Annotated in this window: 14 protein-coding genes; 6 read left to right on the top strand and 8 right to left on the bottom strand. The window is 44.6% G+C overall.

What is annotated here, in order from left to right; all coding sequences use genetic code 11:
* Window positions 1-60: 60 nt before the first annotated feature.
* On the bottom strand, window positions 61-813 hold the full coding sequence (locus V7R42_RS05955; protein ID WP_334019274.1) for a hypothetical protein: 753 nt from the start codon (window positions 811-813) through the stop codon (window positions 61-63).
* Window positions 814-1,309: 496 nt separating this feature from the next.
* On the opposite strand from V7R42_RS05955, the gene V7R42_RS05960 reads away from it, so the two are divergent.
* Window positions 1,310-4,264, top strand: coding sequence for a TonB-dependent receptor (locus V7R42_RS05960; RefSeq protein WP_334019275.1), 2,955 nt, complete (start codon window positions 1,310-1,312; stop codon window positions 4,262-4,264).
* 300 nt (window positions 4,265-4,564) lie between these two features.
* On the opposite strand, the gene eno is transcribed toward V7R42_RS05960, so the two are convergent.
* The 3 genes from eno to mutS form a co-directional block, all read right to left on the bottom strand.
* Window positions 4,565-5,857 carry a phosphopyruvate hydratase gene (gene eno, locus V7R42_RS05965; RefSeq protein WP_334019276.1) on the bottom strand — a complete coding sequence of 431 codons (1,293 nt, stop codon included), beginning with the start codon at window positions 5,855-5,857 and terminating at the stop codon, window positions 4,565-4,567.
* A 59-nt stretch (window positions 5,858-5,916) separates the two neighbouring features.
* Window positions 5,917-7,548 carry a CTP synthase gene (locus V7R42_RS05970; protein ID WP_334019277.1) on the bottom strand — a complete coding sequence of 544 codons (1,632 nt, stop codon included), beginning with the start codon at window positions 7,546-7,548 and terminating at the stop codon, window positions 5,917-5,919.
* Window positions 7,549-7,693: 145 nt separating this feature from the next.
* On the bottom strand, window positions 7,694-10,315 hold the full coding sequence (gene mutS, locus V7R42_RS05975) for a DNA mismatch repair protein MutS (protein ID WP_334019383.1): 2,622 nt from the start codon (window positions 10,313-10,315) through the stop codon (window positions 7,694-7,696).
* Between the two features lie 143 nt (window positions 10,316-10,458).
* Here mutS and V7R42_RS05980 point away from each other — a divergent pair, with 143 nt between their 5' ends.
* The 4 genes from V7R42_RS05980 to V7R42_RS05995 all read left to right on the top strand — a co-directional run bounded on the left by V7R42_RS05980 (window position 10,459) and on the right by V7R42_RS05995 (window position 14,484).
* Window positions 10,459-10,998 carry a CinA family protein gene (locus V7R42_RS05980; protein WP_334019278.1) on the top strand — a complete coding sequence of 180 codons (540 nt, stop codon included), beginning with the start codon at window positions 10,459-10,461 and terminating at the stop codon, window positions 10,996-10,998.
* Window positions 10,999-11,118: 120 nt separating this feature from the next.
* Window positions 11,119-12,165: a recombinase RecA gene (recA, locus tag V7R42_RS05985; protein ID WP_039223325.1), complete on the top strand. Its 1,047-nt coding sequence runs from the start codon at window positions 11,119-11,121 to the stop codon at window positions 12,163-12,165.
* A gap of 317 nt (window positions 12,166-12,482) precedes the next feature.
* Entirely contained in the window at window positions 12,483-13,304 is an 822-nt protein-coding gene (locus tag V7R42_RS05990; protein WP_334019279.1) for an ATP-binding cassette domain-containing protein, read from the top strand.
* On the top strand, window positions 13,288-14,484 hold the full coding sequence (locus V7R42_RS05995) for an ABC transporter permease (RefSeq protein ID WP_334019280.1): 1,197 nt from the start codon (window positions 13,288-13,290) through the stop codon (window positions 14,482-14,484). The genes V7R42_RS05990 and V7R42_RS05995 overlap by 17 nt, the downstream gene beginning before the upstream one ends.
* A 73-nt stretch (window positions 14,485-14,557) precedes the next feature.
* Here the strand turns inward: V7R42_RS05995 and V7R42_RS06000 are convergent, their stop codons facing one another.
* From V7R42_RS06000 to V7R42_RS06010, 4 genes are read right to left on the bottom strand one after another with little or no spacing between them, the layout of a single operon-like run.
* The gene (locus V7R42_RS06000) at window positions 14,558-15,778 is read right to left on the bottom strand and encodes an ATP-binding protein (RefSeq protein WP_334019281.1); all 1,221 of its coding nucleotides are present in this window, start codon (window positions 15,776-15,778) and stop codon (window positions 14,558-14,560) included.
* Window positions 15,775-16,479 carry a response regulator gene (locus V7R42_RS06005; protein WP_334019282.1) on the bottom strand — a complete coding sequence of 235 codons (705 nt, stop codon included), beginning with the start codon at window positions 16,477-16,479 and terminating at the stop codon, window positions 15,775-15,777. The genes V7R42_RS06000 and V7R42_RS06005 overlap by 4 nt, the downstream gene beginning before the upstream one ends.
* A complete protein-coding gene (locus V7R42_RS19935; RefSeq protein ID WP_438823633.1) occupies window positions 16,479-16,856 on the bottom strand; it encodes a DUF3019 domain-containing protein in 378 nt (125 codons plus the stop codon). The genes V7R42_RS06005 and V7R42_RS19935 overlap by 1 nt, the downstream gene beginning before the upstream one ends.
* 8 nt (window positions 16,857-16,864) lie before the next feature.
* The gene (locus V7R42_RS06010) at window positions 16,865-17,725 is read right to left on the bottom strand and encodes a MipA/OmpV family protein (protein WP_334019283.1); all 861 of its coding nucleotides are present in this window, start codon (window positions 17,723-17,725) and stop codon (window positions 16,865-16,867) included.
* A gap of 163 nt (window positions 17,726-17,888) precedes the next feature.
* Here V7R42_RS06010 and V7R42_RS06015 point away from each other — a divergent pair, with 163 nt between their 5' ends.
* On the top strand, window positions 17,889-18,176 hold the full coding sequence (locus tag V7R42_RS06015; protein ID WP_334019284.1) for a hypothetical protein: 288 nt from the start codon (window positions 17,889-17,891) through the stop codon (window positions 18,174-18,176).
* The last annotated feature ends 15 nt before the right edge of the window (window positions 18,177-18,191 follow it).

An 18,191-nucleotide genomic window follows, 5' to 3' on the forward strand; every position in this document is an offset into this window, starting at 1 on the left:
TAACAAGTGGGGTTGGGCGTTTGCTGTCTGATTGGTTTTTTATGCTTATTTTTTGGTTTTTTATCTATTTTTGGGGCTTAAAGTAAAATTCTTCCAATTTAATTGCGTTGACAAGCGCATCTCTCTTATAGAAAGTGAACGTGGGCTCGTTTTCGTTTTATAGTTCCACATATGTCCACAGCACGCACTGCTCATGATGGCTTTAGTTGGTTTGAGTAACGTCAGGGTGACGCTTGATAACGTAGAGGACGAATACAAGTCGGGTATCACATCACCATTCTTTGGAATAACAATATTATCCGATGTTGTTGTTTTCGTTAATTGGTCTTCGCCTACATTAAACCAACCATATTTGTTTAAATGAATCTCATTAGTGTGTTCGCGAAACATGTCAATAGAGTCGAGTTCAACCGCTATACCTTCAATATTTTGAATAAGCACAGGAACGACTAGTCCATAGTTAGTATTTTTCTTATACCACTGAATACACTTTTGGTTGTCCTGATTTAAGCCGGGACATTTACTTGGTTGTTTGCTGTACCAACTGCCATTGTGTGTATCGACTTTCAAAGTAGGAAATGATTGAGCCTGTGTAACCATAAAGCGCGCTACGCTTCTGACATGATAGGGCAGTCCCCCAATTCGACGCTTTAAAATTGAAACATTAACTGTGTTTACATGTGACAGCGCCAATAACTCTCTTTCATAAAGCGCGGTACAAATTTCGGTGAACTGTGCGTGGCTTCCACCTAACTCGCCCGATTCACTAAAAAAGCCCGCTTGAGATCGAGAAGAAGAGTTCTCTGATGTCATTACCTATCTACGCATATTTTCTGACTGTTGATTAACCGTACCAAGAAACAGAAACAAGCGCCACATAGGGTTGCAAAAGCTGCTCTTCCTTTCACTTGATTGAATTTACAGACCAAGCTGCCGGTTTACTACTATAAATAGATTTGGGTGTATTACCAATTTATGTGTTTGTGAGGTTGATCTTAAAATATAGGTTTATCATTGGATAGCTGGGCTTGTTATTTTTAAATGTTTGTTTTTTAATATGATTTTGCGTTTTATTTTGTTTTTTTTTAGTTGTTTGTGGTTGGTTGTGTTATTGGTAAGGCCAAAATTTATAGTAAAATTTACTGTTTATTAATATTTTGTGTTGACCAATGTTTAAAGTTGTCTTACTTTTGTAATGGTCTTGTAAAATAGGTGTGAAGGAAATTTGCAGGGCAAGTAGGTTGCAAATCAATTAAGCGGTAAGGAATGAGTAATGAGGCATTCCTCAATCCTTAAGAGGAAAACACACATGGCACACAAATTATCTAAAATTACATTTGCGGTACTTTCGGCTACGACACTAAGCCTTACTGCAACTGCAGGCGCACAAGAATCTCAACAAGAGCCCAATGAAGATGTTGAGATAATTGAGGTATCTGGTATCCGAGCGTCATTGGCTAGCGCGATGAATGAAAAACGCTTCAAGAATAATCTTGTTGAAGTTATCGAAGCTGAAGATATTGGTAAGCTACCTGACCAAAACTTAGCAGAAGTACTGGAAAACATTACTGGTATCCAGATCACCCGTGAAGCGGGCGTGGGGACAGGCGTACAAATTCGTGGTACTGATGCCAACCGTACTGAAATAAACGGTGTTTCAACCGTGGGCTCAGGCGCTGGTCGAAGCGGTATAGATTTTGAAGATGTATCGGCGGCTATTATTGCTGGCTTGGAAGTGACTAAATCGCCGGACGCGAAAACGATTGAAGGTTCTGTAGGCGGTACGATTAATCTTAAAACTATTCGTCCCTTACAGCTTAACGAGCAGCTTGCAGCGTTTCGCGTACAGGGTGAAAACAGCAGCCTGACGACAGATAGTAACTTACAACCGCGTATCTCGGGCACATTTGGTGATAACTGGGATACCGATCACGGTACCATTGGTATTGTTATAAGTGGGAGCTATGCTGAACAAGACGTAACCGCGTTTCGACCTCGTGCTGATAGAGATAATATTATTACCTCAGACAGTGGTGTAGCGAGCGCACAATCTTTTGACTTTTTGCCTATCCAATTCTTTGTTCAAGACTACGACAACTTTGAGTACGAAACGAAAAACCTAGTAGGCACTATAGAGTGGGCCCCAAACGATAATACTAAATTCTTTTTTGACGCGATTATTAATGATCAAGAACGTCTTCAAGAGAGTTCTCGCGTTCAAGCATCTGGTGTAAGTGCGCTAAACGATATTTCTGTTCCAAGTGAGTTTGAAACCATCAACTTTGGTTCACTAGGAGGTACAGACCTAGGCTCTATTCAGGCGGCACTACGTGGCGTCATCCCGGTAAATTTAGAAAACGACGATGACGACCCTAATTTACGCTTTTCAAGTGATACTAATTCTCGTGTAACGAAAAGCGAGATTTTCCGCTTAGGGGGTGAGTGGCAGGGAGAAAAATGGAGTGTGTTTGCAGAAGTAGCGTCTACGTCTTCTGATACTACTACACCAAGTTTTAATACAACGCTTAACTTTATCAACCCAAATGTGCCTCTAGATGCTGGTGGCGCGAACGACAATGCAGTGCCATTCGCATATGACTTATCTGGTGGCAAATTAACATTTGGTATTGCTGATGGGGCAGAGTACGCCCCAACGGCTGCGCAATTACTTGATCCAAACAATGTAGTGCTTCGCGATGTGAATATTGGTCGCGACACTACTGAAAACTTCGAAGATGCTTTCCGCGTCGACTTCACCTATTTTGTAGACACCATGATTACGTCAGTTGATTTTGGTTACCGATACAATAAATCAGGTAGCAAACGTGAAGATATTGGTACAAGTGTTGGTTTGCGTACAATGGAAGATAGCCCGCGAGGCAGTTTATTTAGTGACTTGTTGACTGCTGGGCCTGATAACTTCAACGATGCAGACGGACGTGAGCTCTACGTTCGTGACTTCTTACTGATTGACCCAGAGCAAGTGTCGTCTGACCCTGATGCAGTATTAGCTACGCTTCAAGCGGCAATGGAAGCGCATGGTTCTACGCGTTCGTTAAGTGCGCCTACCGCTAGCTCTTCAGGCTTTTTTGATATCGAAGAAGAAACCCATGCAATATATGCACAGGCCAACTTTGAATATGAAATGTTCCGCGGTAACTTCGGTGTTCGTTATTTGCAAACAGACGTGACGTCTGTAGGTAACTCGATAACCGTAGATGATGAAGGTAACGAATTGGTTTCCCGTGTGACAAATACGGGTGACTATGATTTTATTTTGCCTCGCTTCAACTTAGTGGCGGATGTAGCAGATGATGTTGTATTGAGATTTGGTGCGGGTAAAGACATCCGTCGCCCTAATTTTAATGACCTGTCAACGTCGGTCACTTTCAGTACAAGCCCTAACCCTAATGTGGCTATCGGTAACCCAAACCTAACGCCAGAGGAAGTTATTTCTTATGATTTGGCGGCTGAATGGTACTTTGCTGAAGCCAGTGTAGTGAGTGTGGGCATTTTCCATAAAACCCGTAAAGATCTGTTCGTAGACCAGATAGTAAGTCCATTTGAAGACCCGGCTACAGGATACCGCGACCTGACTGACCCTTGTGAAGGTGGGGGTATTTTCAATCCCATTGCAGATATAAACGTGTTTGGGCCTGAACTCGGTACGGGCGTTTGTGTGGGCACAGAAACGAAAATTAACGATACTGGAGAAACCACGCAGAAAGGTATTGAGTTCGCTATTCAATATGATTTATCGAGCTTTGAAAGCGAGCTTGGTTGGGCTTCAGGTTTCGGCGTGCTTGCTAACTATACTATTCAAGAGTTTGATGGTGGTGAAGCTGAAAATACGGCGACAAGCCGAGCTGGCCAAGTCTTTGCGGCTACGACTGGAAGCGATGAAGAGGTTAGTGCGGTGCAAGGTTTACTAAACCTTTCAGAAAACGCCTACAACATTACGCTTTATTACGAGAAATTTGGTTTATCTGCTCGGATGCGCTACACATGGCGTGAAGCTTACCGTACCGATGACTTCGGAAGTACGTCTAGCTTCCCGTGGGGATTCCCTGCGGTACAAGCTGACCGTGGTCAGTTGAACGCAAGTGTAACTTACGATGTGAACGAAAATCTGAATATTGGTGTTGAGGCAGTAAACATTACCGAGTCTGAGGTTGAGCAGTACTGTGTTAACGAAGGTGCGCTTCTGTGCTTCCAAGGTCTGACTGACCGAAGAATTACTGTAGGTGCAAACTATCGTTTCTAATTAGTAAAGCAACCGCCGAGGCTATCGGCAATATCGTTACCTGAACAACAACGTTAATCGTGATGTGTGCATTAGCCCTAACTGCAGTTAGGGTTTTTTTTCGCTTTATTTTCGCCGTCTGTTTTCTATGTCAATACCTCGGTGCTCTGACTCTTCAAGGAAAATAAATGACAACGTTACACACATATTCAGTATGGATCGCAAGTTACAAAAAAGGCGCTTAGCATTGACGCTAGCGCCTTCTTTTACGCTAATGCGGTAAAAGTAATTAGCCTATTTTGGTCTTGCCAAAAATTGAGCTTATTGGCCTTTAATTTCGCTACGGCCTTTATAAGCCGCTGTGCTACCAAGCGCTTCTTCAATGCGAAGAAGTTGGTTATACTTAGCAACACGGTCAGAACGGCATAGTGAACCCGTCTTGATTTGACCCGCCGCTGTACCTACTGCAAGATCGGCAATAGTCGCATCTTCTGTTTCACCAGAACGGTGAGAGATAACTGCGGTAAAGCCAGCGTCTTTCGCCATTTTAATCGCGTTAAGGGTTTCAGTTAGTGAACCGATTTGGTTGAACTTGATAAGGATTGAGTTACCAATACCGTTATCAATACCGCGCTTAAGAATTTTAGTGTTAGTTACAAACAAGTCGTCGCCAACTAGCTGTACTTTGTCACCAATCTTCTTAGTTAGGCTTGCCCAGCCGTCCCAGTCGCTTTCGTCTAGGCCGTCTTCAATTGATACAATTGGGTATTGTGAAGAAAGGTCTGCAAGATAGTCGCCAAACGCTTCTGAATCGAAGCTCTTATCTTCACCAGAAAGTACGTATTTGCCTTCTTTGTAGAATTCAGACGCTGCACAGTCTAGTGCTAGCGTGATGTCTTCATTCATTTTGTAGCCAGCATTTTCAACGGCTTCAACGATTACCGCTAGTGCTTCTGCGTTTGAACTAAGGTTAGGGGCAAAACCACCTTCGTCACCAACTGCTGTGTTAAGGCCTTTAGCAGATAGTACTTTCTTAAGTGCGTGGAAGATTTCAGCACCCATACGTAGTGCTTCTTTGAAGCTCTTCGCGCCAACAGGCTGAACCATAAACTCTTGAATGTCTACGTTGTTGTCAGCGTGCTCACCACCGTTGATGATGTTCATCATAGGTACTGGCATTGAGTATTGGCCAGATGTACCGTTTAGGTCTGCAATGTGCTCATAAAGCGCTACGCCTTTTTCCGCCGCAGCCGCTTTAGCTACAGCAAGAGAAACTGCAAGAATTGCGTTCGCACCAAGAGTTTCTTTGTTTTCTGTGCCATCAAGGTCAATCATGATGCCGTCGATATCAGCTTGCGCTAGTGCGTCTTTGCCGATAAGCGCTGGCGCGATGGTATCGTTAACTGCTGCAACTGCCTTTGTTACACCTTTACCTAGGTAACGAGACTTGTCGCCGTCGCGTAGTTCTAGTGCTTCGCGGCTACCAGTAGAGGCACCAGATGGTGCTGCAGCTCGGCCCATTACGCCCGATTCTAAATATACATCTGCTTCTACAGTAGGGTTACCGCGTGAATCTAAGATTTCGCGCCCGATAATGCGACTAATTTTCGCCATGTTTTTTCCTCAACAATTGAATGGGGCGCAACGGGAGAGAGCGCCCCTTTTATTAGTAATTAGTGATTTTCTTTCTGGTACTTTCCTGCCGCAGCAACGAAACCAGTAAATAGTGGGTGTCCATCCCGAGGAGTTGATGTGAACTCAGGATGGAATTGGCCCGCAATGAACCATGGATGATCAGGGATTTCCACCACTTCTACAAGTCGCTTGTCAGTGGACAAACCACTTACTTTCAGGCCCGCTGCTTCAATCTGGTCACGCAGGTTGTTATTTACCTCGTAACGGTGACGGTGACGCTCGTAAATCTCAGCATTGCCATACATCTCGTGAACCTTGGTTCCTTCAATAAGGTGGCAAAGCTGGCTACCTAGACGCATAGTGCCGCCAAGATCTGAATTTTCGGTACGAGTTTCCGTAGTGCCAGCGGCATCTAACCATTCAGTGATTAGGCCTACCACCGGATAAGGTGTTTCGGGGTTAAACTCAGTACTGTTCGCGTTTTCCATGCCTGCAACGTTTCGTGCGTATTCGATAAGCGCGACTTGCATACCTAAACAAATACCTAAGTAAGGCACTTTGTTTTCACGGGCATAGCGAGCAGCCGCAATTTTTCCTTCAATACCGCGCTCACCGAAGCCGCCGGGTACCAAAATAGCATCTAGTTGTTCTAGAATTTGGGTACCTTTGCTTTCCACATCTTGTGAGTCAATGTGATGGATGTTTACGGTAAGACGGTTTTTAAGACCAGCGTGTTTAAGCGCTTCATTTACCGACTTATAGGCGTCAGGCAATTCAACGTATTTGCCAATCATTCCGATATTTACTTCAGCCGTCGGGTTAGACTCAGCGTAAAGTACTTGTTCCCACTCAGATAAGTCGGCTTCTTCACACTCTAGACCGAAGCGGTCTACTACTAGCTGATCCATGCCTTGTGCTTTAAGTGCAGCAGGTATGCGGTAAATGCTGTCTACATCTTTAAGTGAAATAACTGCTTTGTCAGCAACGTTTGTGAATAAGGCAATTTTAGAGCGCTCGCTGGCTGGCAATGCACCTACCGAACGGCACACAAGAATATCTGGCTGAATACCGATAGAGCGAAGCTCTTTTACCGAGTGCTGGGTAGGCTTAGTTTTTACTTCACCTGATGCTGGCATATAAGGCACAAGGGTTAAGTGCATGAACATAGCGCGCTCACGGCCTACTTCTGTACCAAGCTGACGAATAGCTTCCAAGAAAGGTTGTGACTCGATGTCACCTACGGTTCCGCCCACCTCAACAATAGCTACATCGTGACCTTCAGCACCTTCAATTACCCGGCGCTTAATTTCATTAGTGATATGAGGGATAACCTGAATGGTTGCACCAAGGTAATCACCGCGACGTTCGCGCTTTAACACTTCCTCATATACACGGCCGGTAGTGAAGTTGTTGCGCTTGGTCATGCGGGTGCGAATAAAACGCTCATAGTGACCAAGATCAAGGTCGGTCTCAGCGCCGTCATCGGTAACAAATACTTCACCATGCTGGATAGGGCTCATAGTGCCCGGGTCGACATTGATGTAAGGGTCGAGTTTTAACATGGTTACGGTGAGACCGCGAGCTTCCAGAATTGCGGCCAACGATGCTGCAGCAATACCTTTACCTAGCGATGAAACTACACCACCGGTGACGAAAATATAATTTGTCATGCGAAACCTAGAACGTTTGGGTTGTATGGTAAATATAGGCTGAGTTTAGAACAAAACTAGCTACACTTTGGACGGGGCGATAGTATACGCAAATTCATGTGGGCAGACAATCAATTTGCCCACATGATGCACAATTTATACGCGTTTAAGATTGGCTCAGGCGCTTGAGTGTGTAGATTAGGTCTAGCGCTTGGCGCGGTGATAACTCATCGGGTGATAAGTTTTCTAGGGCTTCTACAACCGGGTGTGGCTTATCAGGGAACAGCATTTCAGCTTGGCCTATAGTATTTGATGTGGCTTTACCTGATGCGCTTGTTTTATTTACATCTTTTGTCGAGCTCTTCGCTACAAAAGACTCATTGTTGGCTTTCTCTGATCCATTTTCCGTGCAGGTCATAAGGTGTGATGATTCCAACACCGCAAGCTTTTGTTGCGCCGCTTTTATTACCGCCTTCGGTACGCCTGCAAGTTGGGCAACCTGTAAACCAAAGCTTTTGCTCGCTGCGCCTTCTGATACGGTATGCATGAAGCGTATGGTATCTTCAAACTCCATCGCGTCTAAGTGCACATTCACTACGCCACTTTGTGTTTCTGGAAGTTCAGTAAGTTCGAAGTAATGCGTAGCAAAAAGCGTATAAGCATTTAGCTGCTTTGCCAAATAACTCGCGCATGCCCACGCCAGAGACAATCCGTCATAGGTACTGGTGCCACGGCCTATTTCATCCATTAATACCAGTGAGTTTTCTGTGGCATTGTTGAGAATGTTCGCCGTTTCTGTCATCTCAACCATAAAGGTAGAGCGACCTGAGGCTAAGTCATCTGATGCACCAATACGGGTAAATATACGATCAAGCTTTCCTATGTGTGCATTTTCTGCAGGCACAAAACTGCCTATGCAAGCCAACAGGGCAATCAGCGCAGTTTGGCGCATATAGGTCGACTTACCGCCCATGTTCGGACCGGTAATAATCAGCATACGGCGCTCGGTGTCTAGTTGAAGCGGGTTAGCAATGAAGGGGTCTTTCATTACATTCTCAACCACAGGGTGGCGACCGGCATCATAAGTAAGCGCGCATTCTTGACTCAAATGAGGTCGATACCAATCAAGGGAGACTGCGCGTTCGGCAAAACAGCACAGCACGTCTAATTTGGCTAGCGCCGCGGCGGTCTCAATTAAGTTGTTTAAGTGCGGCGCAAAGTTGTCGAACAAGGCTTCGTAAAGCTGCTTTTCAAGAGCAAGTGCAGCACCCTGACTGCTTAGCACTTTATCTTCGTGCTCTTTCAGTTCTGGCGTTATATAACGTTCAGTATTTTTAAGCGTTTGTCTTCGAATATATTCAGCAGGCGCTAATGCACTGTTGGCCCGGCTAATTTCAATAAAGAACCCGTGAACTTTGTTATAGCCCACTTTTAGCGTAGAAATGCCGGTGCGCTCGCGCTCACGTTGTTCCATAGCGTCTAAGTAGTCGGTAGCACCTTGTGATAGCTTGCGCAATTCATCAAGTTCGGCGTTGTAGCCCTCGGCAATCACGCCGCCATCCCGTATTACCACTGGCGGGTTATCAATAATGGCATCGTTTAACAGGGCTTGAAGCTCAGGGTAAGTGCCAATGGTTTCGCAGATACTTCTGATTTGGCCTGTGTCGAATCGAGCTAGAGCATCTTGTAAATCAGGCAGCGCATTAAACGCATTTTTTAGGCGAGCAAAGTCGCGTGGCCGCGCTGAACGAAGGGCTAAGCGCGCCATAATACGTTCTATGTCACCAATGTGCTTTAACGCGGTACGAATATCTTCAGGGTCGTCATTAATAAACGTTTCAACAGCATCTAAGCGGCTGTGCAGTTCATGTTGGTCTGTTAAAGGCGAGTGAATAACGCGCTGCAGCATACGACTACCCATGGCTGTAGTGGTGGTATCCATCACGCTAAATAGGGTGTTTTCCTGACCACCCGATAAATTATGGGTAAGTTCTAGGTTTCTGCGGGTGGCGGCATCAAGCTGCACGCGGCTGCCTTGCTGTTCGGTCTGAATGCGGCGAATGTGGGGCAGCGCAGTGCGCTGGGTATCCTTTACATATTGTAAAACGCAGCCGGCTGCGCCTAAGCCTTTAGTGACGCCTTTTATTCCAAAGCCATCTAATGTTTTGGTTTCAAACTGAGCGTTAAGCTGTTCGTTAGCGGTGTCTATGTCGAATTCCCATTCAGGACGGCGTCTAAGTCCTTTACGATTTTCAACAAGAGCTAAGCTTTCAAATCCTTCTGGGTAGAGCAATTCAGCCGGGTTAATGCGCTGAATTTCAGCAAGTAAGCTTTCATCGCTGTCACATTCAAACACAACAAAACGACCGCTTGTAACATCTAGGGTTGCCAGACCATAGTGCATACTGTGACCACAAACGGCGGCTAGAATATTGTCGCGACGTTCTTCAAGCAATGCTTCGTCGGTTACGGTGCCCGGTGTAACAATGCGCTGTACGGCGCGTTCAACGGGCCCTTTGCTAGTAGCGGGATCACCTACTTGTTCGCAAATTGCCACCGACTCGCCCATCTTGACTAAGCGCGAGAGGTAGCTCTCCACTGCATGATAGGGCACACCCGCCATTGGGATAGGCTCACCGCCAGATTTGCCTCTTGCTGTTAATGATATATCCAGTAATTCAGCAGCTTTTTTGGCATCGTCGTAAAACAACTCATAAAAGTCGCCCATGCGATAGAACAGTAAAATATTCGGATGCTGCGCCTTAATAGTCAGGTATTGGCGCATCATAGGAGTATGTGATTCCAAAAAATGCCTCTGCGAATTTGTTGCTGGGTTTAATGCCTGTTGAGGGGAATAAATGATAAACTCACGCCCACTAAGATCAAGCGAAGATCTGATAAAGCACAACAGGTGTAATTAGGTATATCCAAATGAGCACAACATTTTCAACTGATTCGACAGCAAACGCCACCCCTTTAACGCTTGATAGCGCATTATCTGCGCAAGTTCAGGTGTTAGGCGACGCACTAAGGGAAAAAGGTTGGGCTGTTTCTAGCGCGGAGTCCTGCACAGGCGGCGGCATTGCGTTTGCCTTTACCAGCGTAGCTGGCAGTTCTGATTGGTTTAACCAATCTTGGGTGACGTACTCTAATGACGCAAAGAAAAACATACTGGGTGTAACAGAACAGACGCTAAAAAAGTACGGCGCGGTGTCGAAGCAAACGGTAAAAGAAATGGCAGACGGCGTGCGCTGTAATAGCGGAGCGCAACTTGTTGTAACGGTTAGTGGCATTGCCGGTCCTGGCGGTGGTAGCGAAGAAAAACCAGTGGGCACTGTATGGTTCGGCTTTTTATGTGGGGAGCACGAAGCGCAAATTAAACAGGTGTTTAGCGGCAATCGCGACGAAGTACGTCAACACGCTATTAGCTTTGCTATTACTCACTTAGTTAAAATGTTGAGTGAAAATTAAAAACACGGGTTGAAACTGTATGCTTGTACAGTATAGAATGTGATCATTATTTGGTACTTTCATACAAAATATGGAAAACACCAAAACAGAATTTAACCGCAAATCCTAGAGGATACATACGTGGACGATAACAAATCAAAAGCTTTAACCGCCGCAGTTGGCCAAATTGAAAAGCAATTTGGTAAAGGCGCAATCATGCGCTTAGGCGATAACCAAGCCATGGATATTGAAGCGATTTCTACTGGCTCACTTACCATTGATATCGCTCTAGGTATAGGCGGTTTGCCATGTGGACGTGTTGTTGAAATCTACGGGCCAGAATCATCAGGTAAAACCACGCTAACACTTCAAGTTATTGCTGAAGCCCAGCGCAAGGGTAAAACCTGTGCTTTCGTTGATGCTGAACATGCCCTAGACCCGGTATATGCTGAAAAACTTGGCGTAAACATCGACGAACTATTGGTATCCCAGCCTGATACTGGTGAGCAAGCGCTAGAAATTTGCGACATGCTTGTACGTTCAGGTGCGGTAGATGTTGTTATTGTTGACTCGGTAGCGGCGCTTACACCTAAAGCGGAAATTGAAGGTGACATGGGTGATTCTCACGTTGGTCTTCAGGCGCGTCTAATGTCGCAAGCGTTGCGTAAGTTAACTGCAAACATCAAGCGTTCAAATACACTGTGTATCTTCATTAACCAAATTCGTATGAAGATTGGTGTAATGTTTGGTAACCCAGAAACTACAACCGGTGGTAACGCGCTTAAGTTCTACTCTTCAGTGCGTTTAGACATTCGCCGTATAGGTGCTGTCAAAGAAGGCGACGAAGTTGTGGGTAACGAAACGCGCGTGAAGGTAGTGAAAAACAAAGTTGCGCCTCCGTTTAAGCAAGCTGAATTTATGATCCGCTATGGCGAAGGTATCAGCAAAGAAGCTGAGCTTATTGACCTTGGTGTAAAACAAAAGCTAGTTGATAAAGCGGGTGCTTGGTATAGCTACAAGGGCGACCGCATTGGTCAAGGTAAAGCGAACGTGATGAAGTTCTTGAAAGAGAACCCTGAGATCGCAAACGAGATTGAAACCAAGATCCGCCAAGAACTTTTGCTTTCTAAAACAATGAAAGCAGAGGAAGCGATACCTCAGCAAGAAGACGATGTGCTTCCTGAGTAAAATTAGCGCTTAACCGCATATTAAGAACCCACCGCCAGGTGGGTTTTTTTATGGCTTCGTCAAAGGTTATATTGAGAAATATTTATTAACACTTAATGTTAGACTGAAACTTGTACAACAAATAAAAACAAGAAATGCTGTAATAAATATTTATAAGTACAGACTACTAAGATGCAATGGCAATCACAGCCAAAGCTGATTAAGTACGCTAAAACAATTTTAAACAATTAGAGCGGTGTAATTTGCGGCTACAGCAAAGCAAGCCTACAACAATAATGAACGGTGCTACTGTTCACACGTGAGAAGAGGGAAGGGAAATGATTGAAATATCGGGCCTTGCTAAGCGTTTTGAGGTGGAGAACCCGAAAAAGCTTAGTGAACAGGAAAAAAAGGACCCACGATTAAAAGGGCGCTATTTCCAATCGGTAAGGGATGTGTCGTTTACTTGCGAAAAAGGACAAGTACTTGGACTGTTAGGGCCAAATGGTGCGGGTAAAACAACCACACTTCGCATGCTTTCAACTGCGCTAAAACCAGACAGTGGCAAAGTTATTATTGGTGGTGAAGATGTGCTTTCCAACCCCAATATTGCACGCAAAAAAATTGGTTTTCTATCTAGTTCAACGGGCCTATATGGCCGTTTAAGTGGCCGGGAAAATATTAGCTATTTCGGTGAATTGCACGGTATTTCAAAAAACGTGATTAATGCTCGTATTGAAGAGTTAGCTGACTTGCTCGATATGCAAACCTTCCTTGATAGAAGAGCCGAGAGTTTCTCGTCTGGAATGAAGCAGAAAGTCTCTATTGCCCGCGCTGTTATACACGAGCCTGAACTCGTAGTTCTTGATGAACCTACTACCGGCCTTGATATTATGGCTACCAGTACCGTGATGGAATTCATTCAACGCCTTAAAGATAAAGGTACCCCAGTTATTTTCTCTACCCATCATCTTGACGAAGTGCAGACCCTATGCGACAAGGTGACGGTTATTAACCAAGGTGAAACGGTATTTAACGATTCGCTTGTCGCCTTTAGTGCTTTGTCTGGTAATGACACGGCTGGCGGGCAAATGCATAAGAGCTTCCTAAAAACACTATCAATGGATTCTGAGGAGATGGGTAATGTGGTTAATCTTTAAAAAGGAATTCAAAGAGCTATTACGGGATAAAAAAACCATCATATTTATGATTGGTTTACCGCTTTTATTATTCCCTGCCATTTTTGGCGTTGCGTTCTTTTTTATGAGTTCAGCGGCAGACGAAGCTGAAAACAAGGTGCTGAAATACGCGATTGTTGGTGAAGCTTATGCGCCTGCAATTGTTCAGTCTTTTAACGACGCATCAGATAAATTTGAATCGGTTGCGATTGGCGATGAGTCTGACTACGCCAAACTTATCAAAAACGAAACATTGGATTTTGTTCTGGTTATTCCTGAAACCTTTGATAGCGATGTTTTACGTTCAGGTCAGCATAAGATTGCGCTGTATCTCAACGATGCTGGTCTAAATAAGGTGATGGGGCGTGTATCCGATATCATTGATGAATATACCGATGCATTCCAACAAACCGCTTTTGCGCAGCTTAATTTAGATGAAACTCAGCAAGAGGCCTTGCTGAAGCCAATCCAGATAGAAAAGCAAAATGTCGCTGACGATCGTGAAGTGTGGGGTGAACGCTTAGGCGGTATGCTGCCATATTTCATCTTCATCTTGTGCCTTCAAGGTGCCATGGCCCCAGCGGCTGACTTAGGCGCTGGTGAGAAAGAGCGTGGTACATTAGAAACGTTGCTAATATCGCCGATGGACCGCCATAAATTGGTTCTGGGCAAGTTTCTTACTATCGCAACGGCAGGCATTATCACAGCGCTTATCACAGTTTCTTCCATGGCCATATGGGGGCTGGTGTTGTCGCAAGGCATGGCCGTTGAGTTTGTGGTCAAGATCATGTCTATGATTGGTCTAGTGGATTTCTTGCTGATATTCCTGATGTTAGTGCCGGTAGTAGCCGTGTTCGCCGCCATTCTGCTATCACTTTCAATTTATGCACGCTCATTTAAAGAAGCACAAAGCTACATGGGCTCGCTAATAATGGTGGTTATTTTCCCCGTAATCATAGCCATGATGCCGGGTGTCGAGCTTAAAGGTGGCTGGGTTTGGGTTCCGCTTACTAATGTTGCTCTTGCGATGAAAGAATTATTCAAAGGCACCATGGACTACTTTGCACTCGTCGGCATTTTTACGTCTACCGCAGTGATTGCAGCGGGTCTGATTTTCTTTTGTATCCATTGGTTCAATAAAGAAAAAGTGTTATTCAGATAGCAGTCTTTCTCTTTATTAAGCGAATCAACGCCGTGAAAAACCGTTTGGTGATGTATCCAAGCGGTTTTTTTATTTATTTGGGGTAAGTCAGGACGAAGCACGCACCACCTAACCGACTAGGCTTTACGCTTGCGGTGCCTTTGTGCCAAAGCTGAATTCTTTGGACGATGGCTAAGCCCAAGCCCGCGCCTCCAGAGTATCGAACACGGCTATTATCAGGACGATAGAAAGGTTCAAATATACGTTCTGCGAGATTTTCAGCCACACCGTCTCCGTCGTCACTTACTGAAATGGTAACAGTCTCTGGATTTGACCGTATTTCGATAACCACCTTATTGTGTGCATGACGAATGGCGTTAGTAAGGAGGTTTGACACCGCTCGCTCTACAAAATGACCATCCCCTCGTAATAAGAGGTTTTCCCCTATGACAGTTAAAGATTTGCCCGTGGTTAGAGACAAGCGCTCGACCAAGTTTTCACATAACTCCTTTGTAGGAATGTCTGAGATACTCAGTTCTGGGACAACGGCGTCATACTGGGTGTAGTCCAACATTTCTTGCACTAAGCTTTCTAGTTCGTCAATATCAGCAAGGATCCCGTTCCATGCTTCACTATTTGGATTGGGATTCATTTCCAAAGCGAATTTTAAACGTGCAATAGGGGTTCGAAATTCGTGCGCCACGGCCCCAGTCAACTCTCTTTGGTCTCGAAGCAGGCTGTGAACGCGATCACTTAGTAAGTTAAGCCTGTTAGCAATAGGCTGCATAATCGAACGTTTTTTTAACGAAATAGAAAGTACCTCACTCTCTTGTCCCAGGTGACTTACTTCGCGCGTAATATGCGAAAGATCCCGCCATAGTGGCCTTAACCATACTGCCATCGCTAAACCCAGTAATACGAGAAATACGAATAGGTAAACAATGAGATAGGGGGTCGATACCTTTTCGTATGGCAGCGTAAGTGCGATAAATTCGTCATTGCCTATCGGTGCATAGATATATTTGGCTTCTTCGTCAAATAGTGTTATGGCCCGTTTATTGGCAAACGAGTGTCGCTCGGCGTCAGACCAGCCGATCGAGTTAATGGACTTTATTTCATAGTCTACACCTGTTGCTCGTAGTCGCTCTATCAGCGATGACCTGTCTGAGGTAACGAGTGGTAACATTGTTTCTAAGACTAGCGCTTCTCTGGTTTTTTCGTAACGTTCATTCGGCAACACAAGCTCTAGTATGCTGCTAATAAGTACAAGCGCGATAGCAACGAAGAGGTAAAAGCTGACAAATAAGCGTGTCATTTATATTCCCAGGCATCGCTGACAAAAAAGAAGCCTTTTCCCCATATTGTTTTAATACGATAAGGATTTTGCGGGTTATCAGAAAGCTTCTTTCTTAGGCGGGATACACGTACGTCAGCTGATCTGTCAAGACCATCGTATTCACGACCAATAAGTTCTTTATAGAGGGTTGTTCGGTCCACTACTTGTGAGGCATTGTCAGCAAGTAAACACAGTAAGTCGAATTCGTGACTTGTCAATGCAATGACTTTATCCGCTAACGTTACTCTACGAGATGCTTTATCGATGGAAAGCGAACCAAAACGCAACACATCGCTATTATTTTCTTGGGACAAAGAAGGCATTGCTCGTCGTAACAACGCATTGATCCGCGCCAAAAGCACACGAGGCTCTACCGGTTTAACAACGTAGTCATCTGCACCAATTTCAAGCCCTATTACTTGGTCAAAGTCTTCATTTTTTGCGGTCATAAAGAGCAAAGGGCCGGTATAAAATTGTCGCAATCGGTTACACAAAGCAAATCCATCTTCCCCGGGCAACATGACATCAAGTATAACTATGTCGGGAACCACTGTTTTTACTAACTCTATAAGGCCTTCACCGCAGGCTAGACGGGAAACATTAAAACCATTGCGTTCGAGGTACTCAACGACTAATGCTGCTAAACGTTCGTCATCTTCAACCAAAACTAGCTTCTTCATCAGAATAAACTCCATGGATTTCTAACACGCCGTCGGTGTGTAGAGGCCTGTCGGTATTTGACCTTTAATGTGACAAAAGGGGCTTTATTTTCATCTTCACTCATAAGTGTGAGCGTAGAATCGGCGTATAACTCTATGCTTAAGTCAGTGGGGAGCTTATCGGGCAACCAACAACCTAATAGGCGATTGTTTATGTGTAAACAGTGTTCTCTCGAACTCATTTCTGGGTAGGTTAGTGTAATGGGTAAAATGCAAATTTCACCTTTCTGAGCAGTAATACACTCATTGGGGTATGCTGAAAAGCGCGCGGAATTCTTATCTTTGGCGTAAATCGGGAAATGAAGCAATAATGGAATTGCTAACAAGAAAATACGCATTACTAACCTTAAAACCGATAACCGACGCCAAAGAATATATTAGCAACAAAACGTTTCGAAACCAGTGGGCTATTAGTCATCCCACTGCCCAATGACGAGATTTGGGTTCTACCTAGCCAGTGCCACTGCTGGTTTATGGGCCTAATGAAAAGCAAACCTCCGCTAAATTGGAGAGTGCTACCGGCGCTATACCAAAGTGTTTTATCTTCGGTGTCACGTTGCTTGATGCCATAATAATAATCTACTAAGTTACTGCTTTTATATGTAACGGAAAAATGCGCAGTTAACACCCAGTCTTGCCACTTGAAATCATGCTGATATCGGCCTGTCGCGCTAAAACCTTTGTGAACACTAAGCGCATCATGACTTAAAGTAAACGACCATCTATCTCTGCCGTTAAACCAATTAGTTCGAAAACCTGCATCCAGAGACCAATCCCGTCGTGCTATATCATTAACAGAAATATATCGAGATGGCCCTTGTATATCTTCGCCTGGTCTTGGCGTACTGACACTATCGACACTGTTTGTTAGTAAAAAGACATTGCTAGGTTGCCAAAATGAGAAGTAAGCCCGTTCGGTATTGACACGAAGGAACACTTCGGTTGTTAAATCTTGATTGGGCTGCCACTGATAACCAAACTCCCCGTTGTCAAAGTATGCGTGTTCACCATACCATGCAACGTCTGGCAATATAATTAAGGGAATAGCATCGCCATCTACTAACGGATTGGTGCGAACGCCAGCGCCGAAGGCCACGCCAACCGACCAATTACCTTCTTCAATACATACAAGTTTGTTTTCACAGGCCAGTGCTGAGGCATGGTAAGCGCTCGCGAACAATAAAATAAGAAAAAAGCGCGAAAACACAAAAAGCCCCTTTATCAAAATTAAGCTACTAAGATTATCAAACTGCTTCGAATGAAACAGTACCCGATTACAAATTGTCACATTTATATTCTGTTTGGATCTGATTGTACTGCCAAGCGCACCTATTATGGGTTTCAGCGTTTCACTCTAAAGGACATGAAACATGAAACCCAAAAACGAGATAGACGGTATTTCAAAATGTATGGCAGTGCTGATCTTCTCTACATGTGTGATTACTGCGTGTAGCAGCGGTGACGATGATGAAAATGTATTGCAGCTTTCCCTAACCATCCTTTCTAGCGCGCCCTTGGGGGAGAGGGTAAATGTATCAGCAAGTGAGTATGTTGAAAACGGTCTCTGTTTAATAAACATTGGACAAAGAGGCAATACCAATGAAGAAGACAGTCATTCTCCTGAGGCAGCACCTGAGCTCTCGATAACAAGGACGTAAGTTGAAAGTGTGGAT

It is taken from the genome of Alteromonas sp. S015 (genome assembly GCF_036864485.1).
GTDB lineage: Bacteria > Pseudomonadota > Gammaproteobacteria > Enterobacterales > Alteromonadaceae > Alteromonas.

What these genes read in the sequence shown, in the direction of transcription:
- mutS (WP_334019383.1), bottom strand. Translation starts at nt 10,315, where the DNA reads ATGATGCGCCAATACCTGACTATTAAGGCGCAGCATCCGAATATTTTA.
- V7R42_RS05980 (WP_334019278.1), top strand. Translation starts at nt 10,459, where the DNA reads ATGAGCACAACATTTTCAACTGATTCGACAGCAAACGCCACCCCTTTA.
- V7R42_RS06000 (WP_334019281.1), bottom strand. Translation starts at nt 15,778, where the DNA reads ATGACACGCTTATTTGTCAGCTTTTACCTCTTCGTTGCTATCGCGCTT.
- V7R42_RS06005 (WP_334019282.1), bottom strand. Translation starts at nt 16,479, where the DNA reads ATGAAGAAGCTAGTTTTGGTTGAAGATGACGAACGTTTAGCAGCATTA.
- V7R42_RS05970 (WP_334019277.1), bottom strand. Translation starts at nt 7,548, where the DNA reads ATGACAAATTATATTTTCGTCACCGGTGGTGTAGTTTCATCGCTAGGT.
- V7R42_RS19935 (WP_438823633.1), bottom strand. Translation starts at nt 16,856, where the DNA reads ATGCGTATTTTCTTGTTAGCAATTCCATTATTGCTTCATTTCCCGATT.
- V7R42_RS05960 (WP_334019275.1), top strand. Translation starts at nt 1,310, where the DNA reads ATGGCACACAAATTATCTAAAATTACATTTGCGGTACTTTCGGCTACG.
- V7R42_RS05995 (WP_334019280.1), top strand. Translation starts at nt 13,288, where the DNA reads ATGTGGTTAATCTTTAAAAAGGAATTCAAAGAGCTATTACGGGATAAA.
- V7R42_RS05990 (WP_334019279.1), top strand. Translation starts at nt 12,483, where the DNA reads ATGATTGAAATATCGGGCCTTGCTAAGCGTTTTGAGGTGGAGAACCCG.
- eno (WP_334019276.1), bottom strand. Translation starts at nt 5,857, where the DNA reads ATGGCGAAAATTAGTCGCATTATCGGGCGCGAAATCTTAGATTCACGC.
- V7R42_RS05955 (WP_334019274.1), bottom strand. Translation starts at nt 813, where the DNA reads ATGACATCAGAGAACTCTTCTTCTCGATCTCAAGCGGGCTTTTTTAGT.
- V7R42_RS06015 (WP_334019284.1), top strand. Translation starts at nt 17,889, where the DNA reads ATGAAACCCAAAAACGAGATAGACGGTATTTCAAAATGTATGGCAGTG.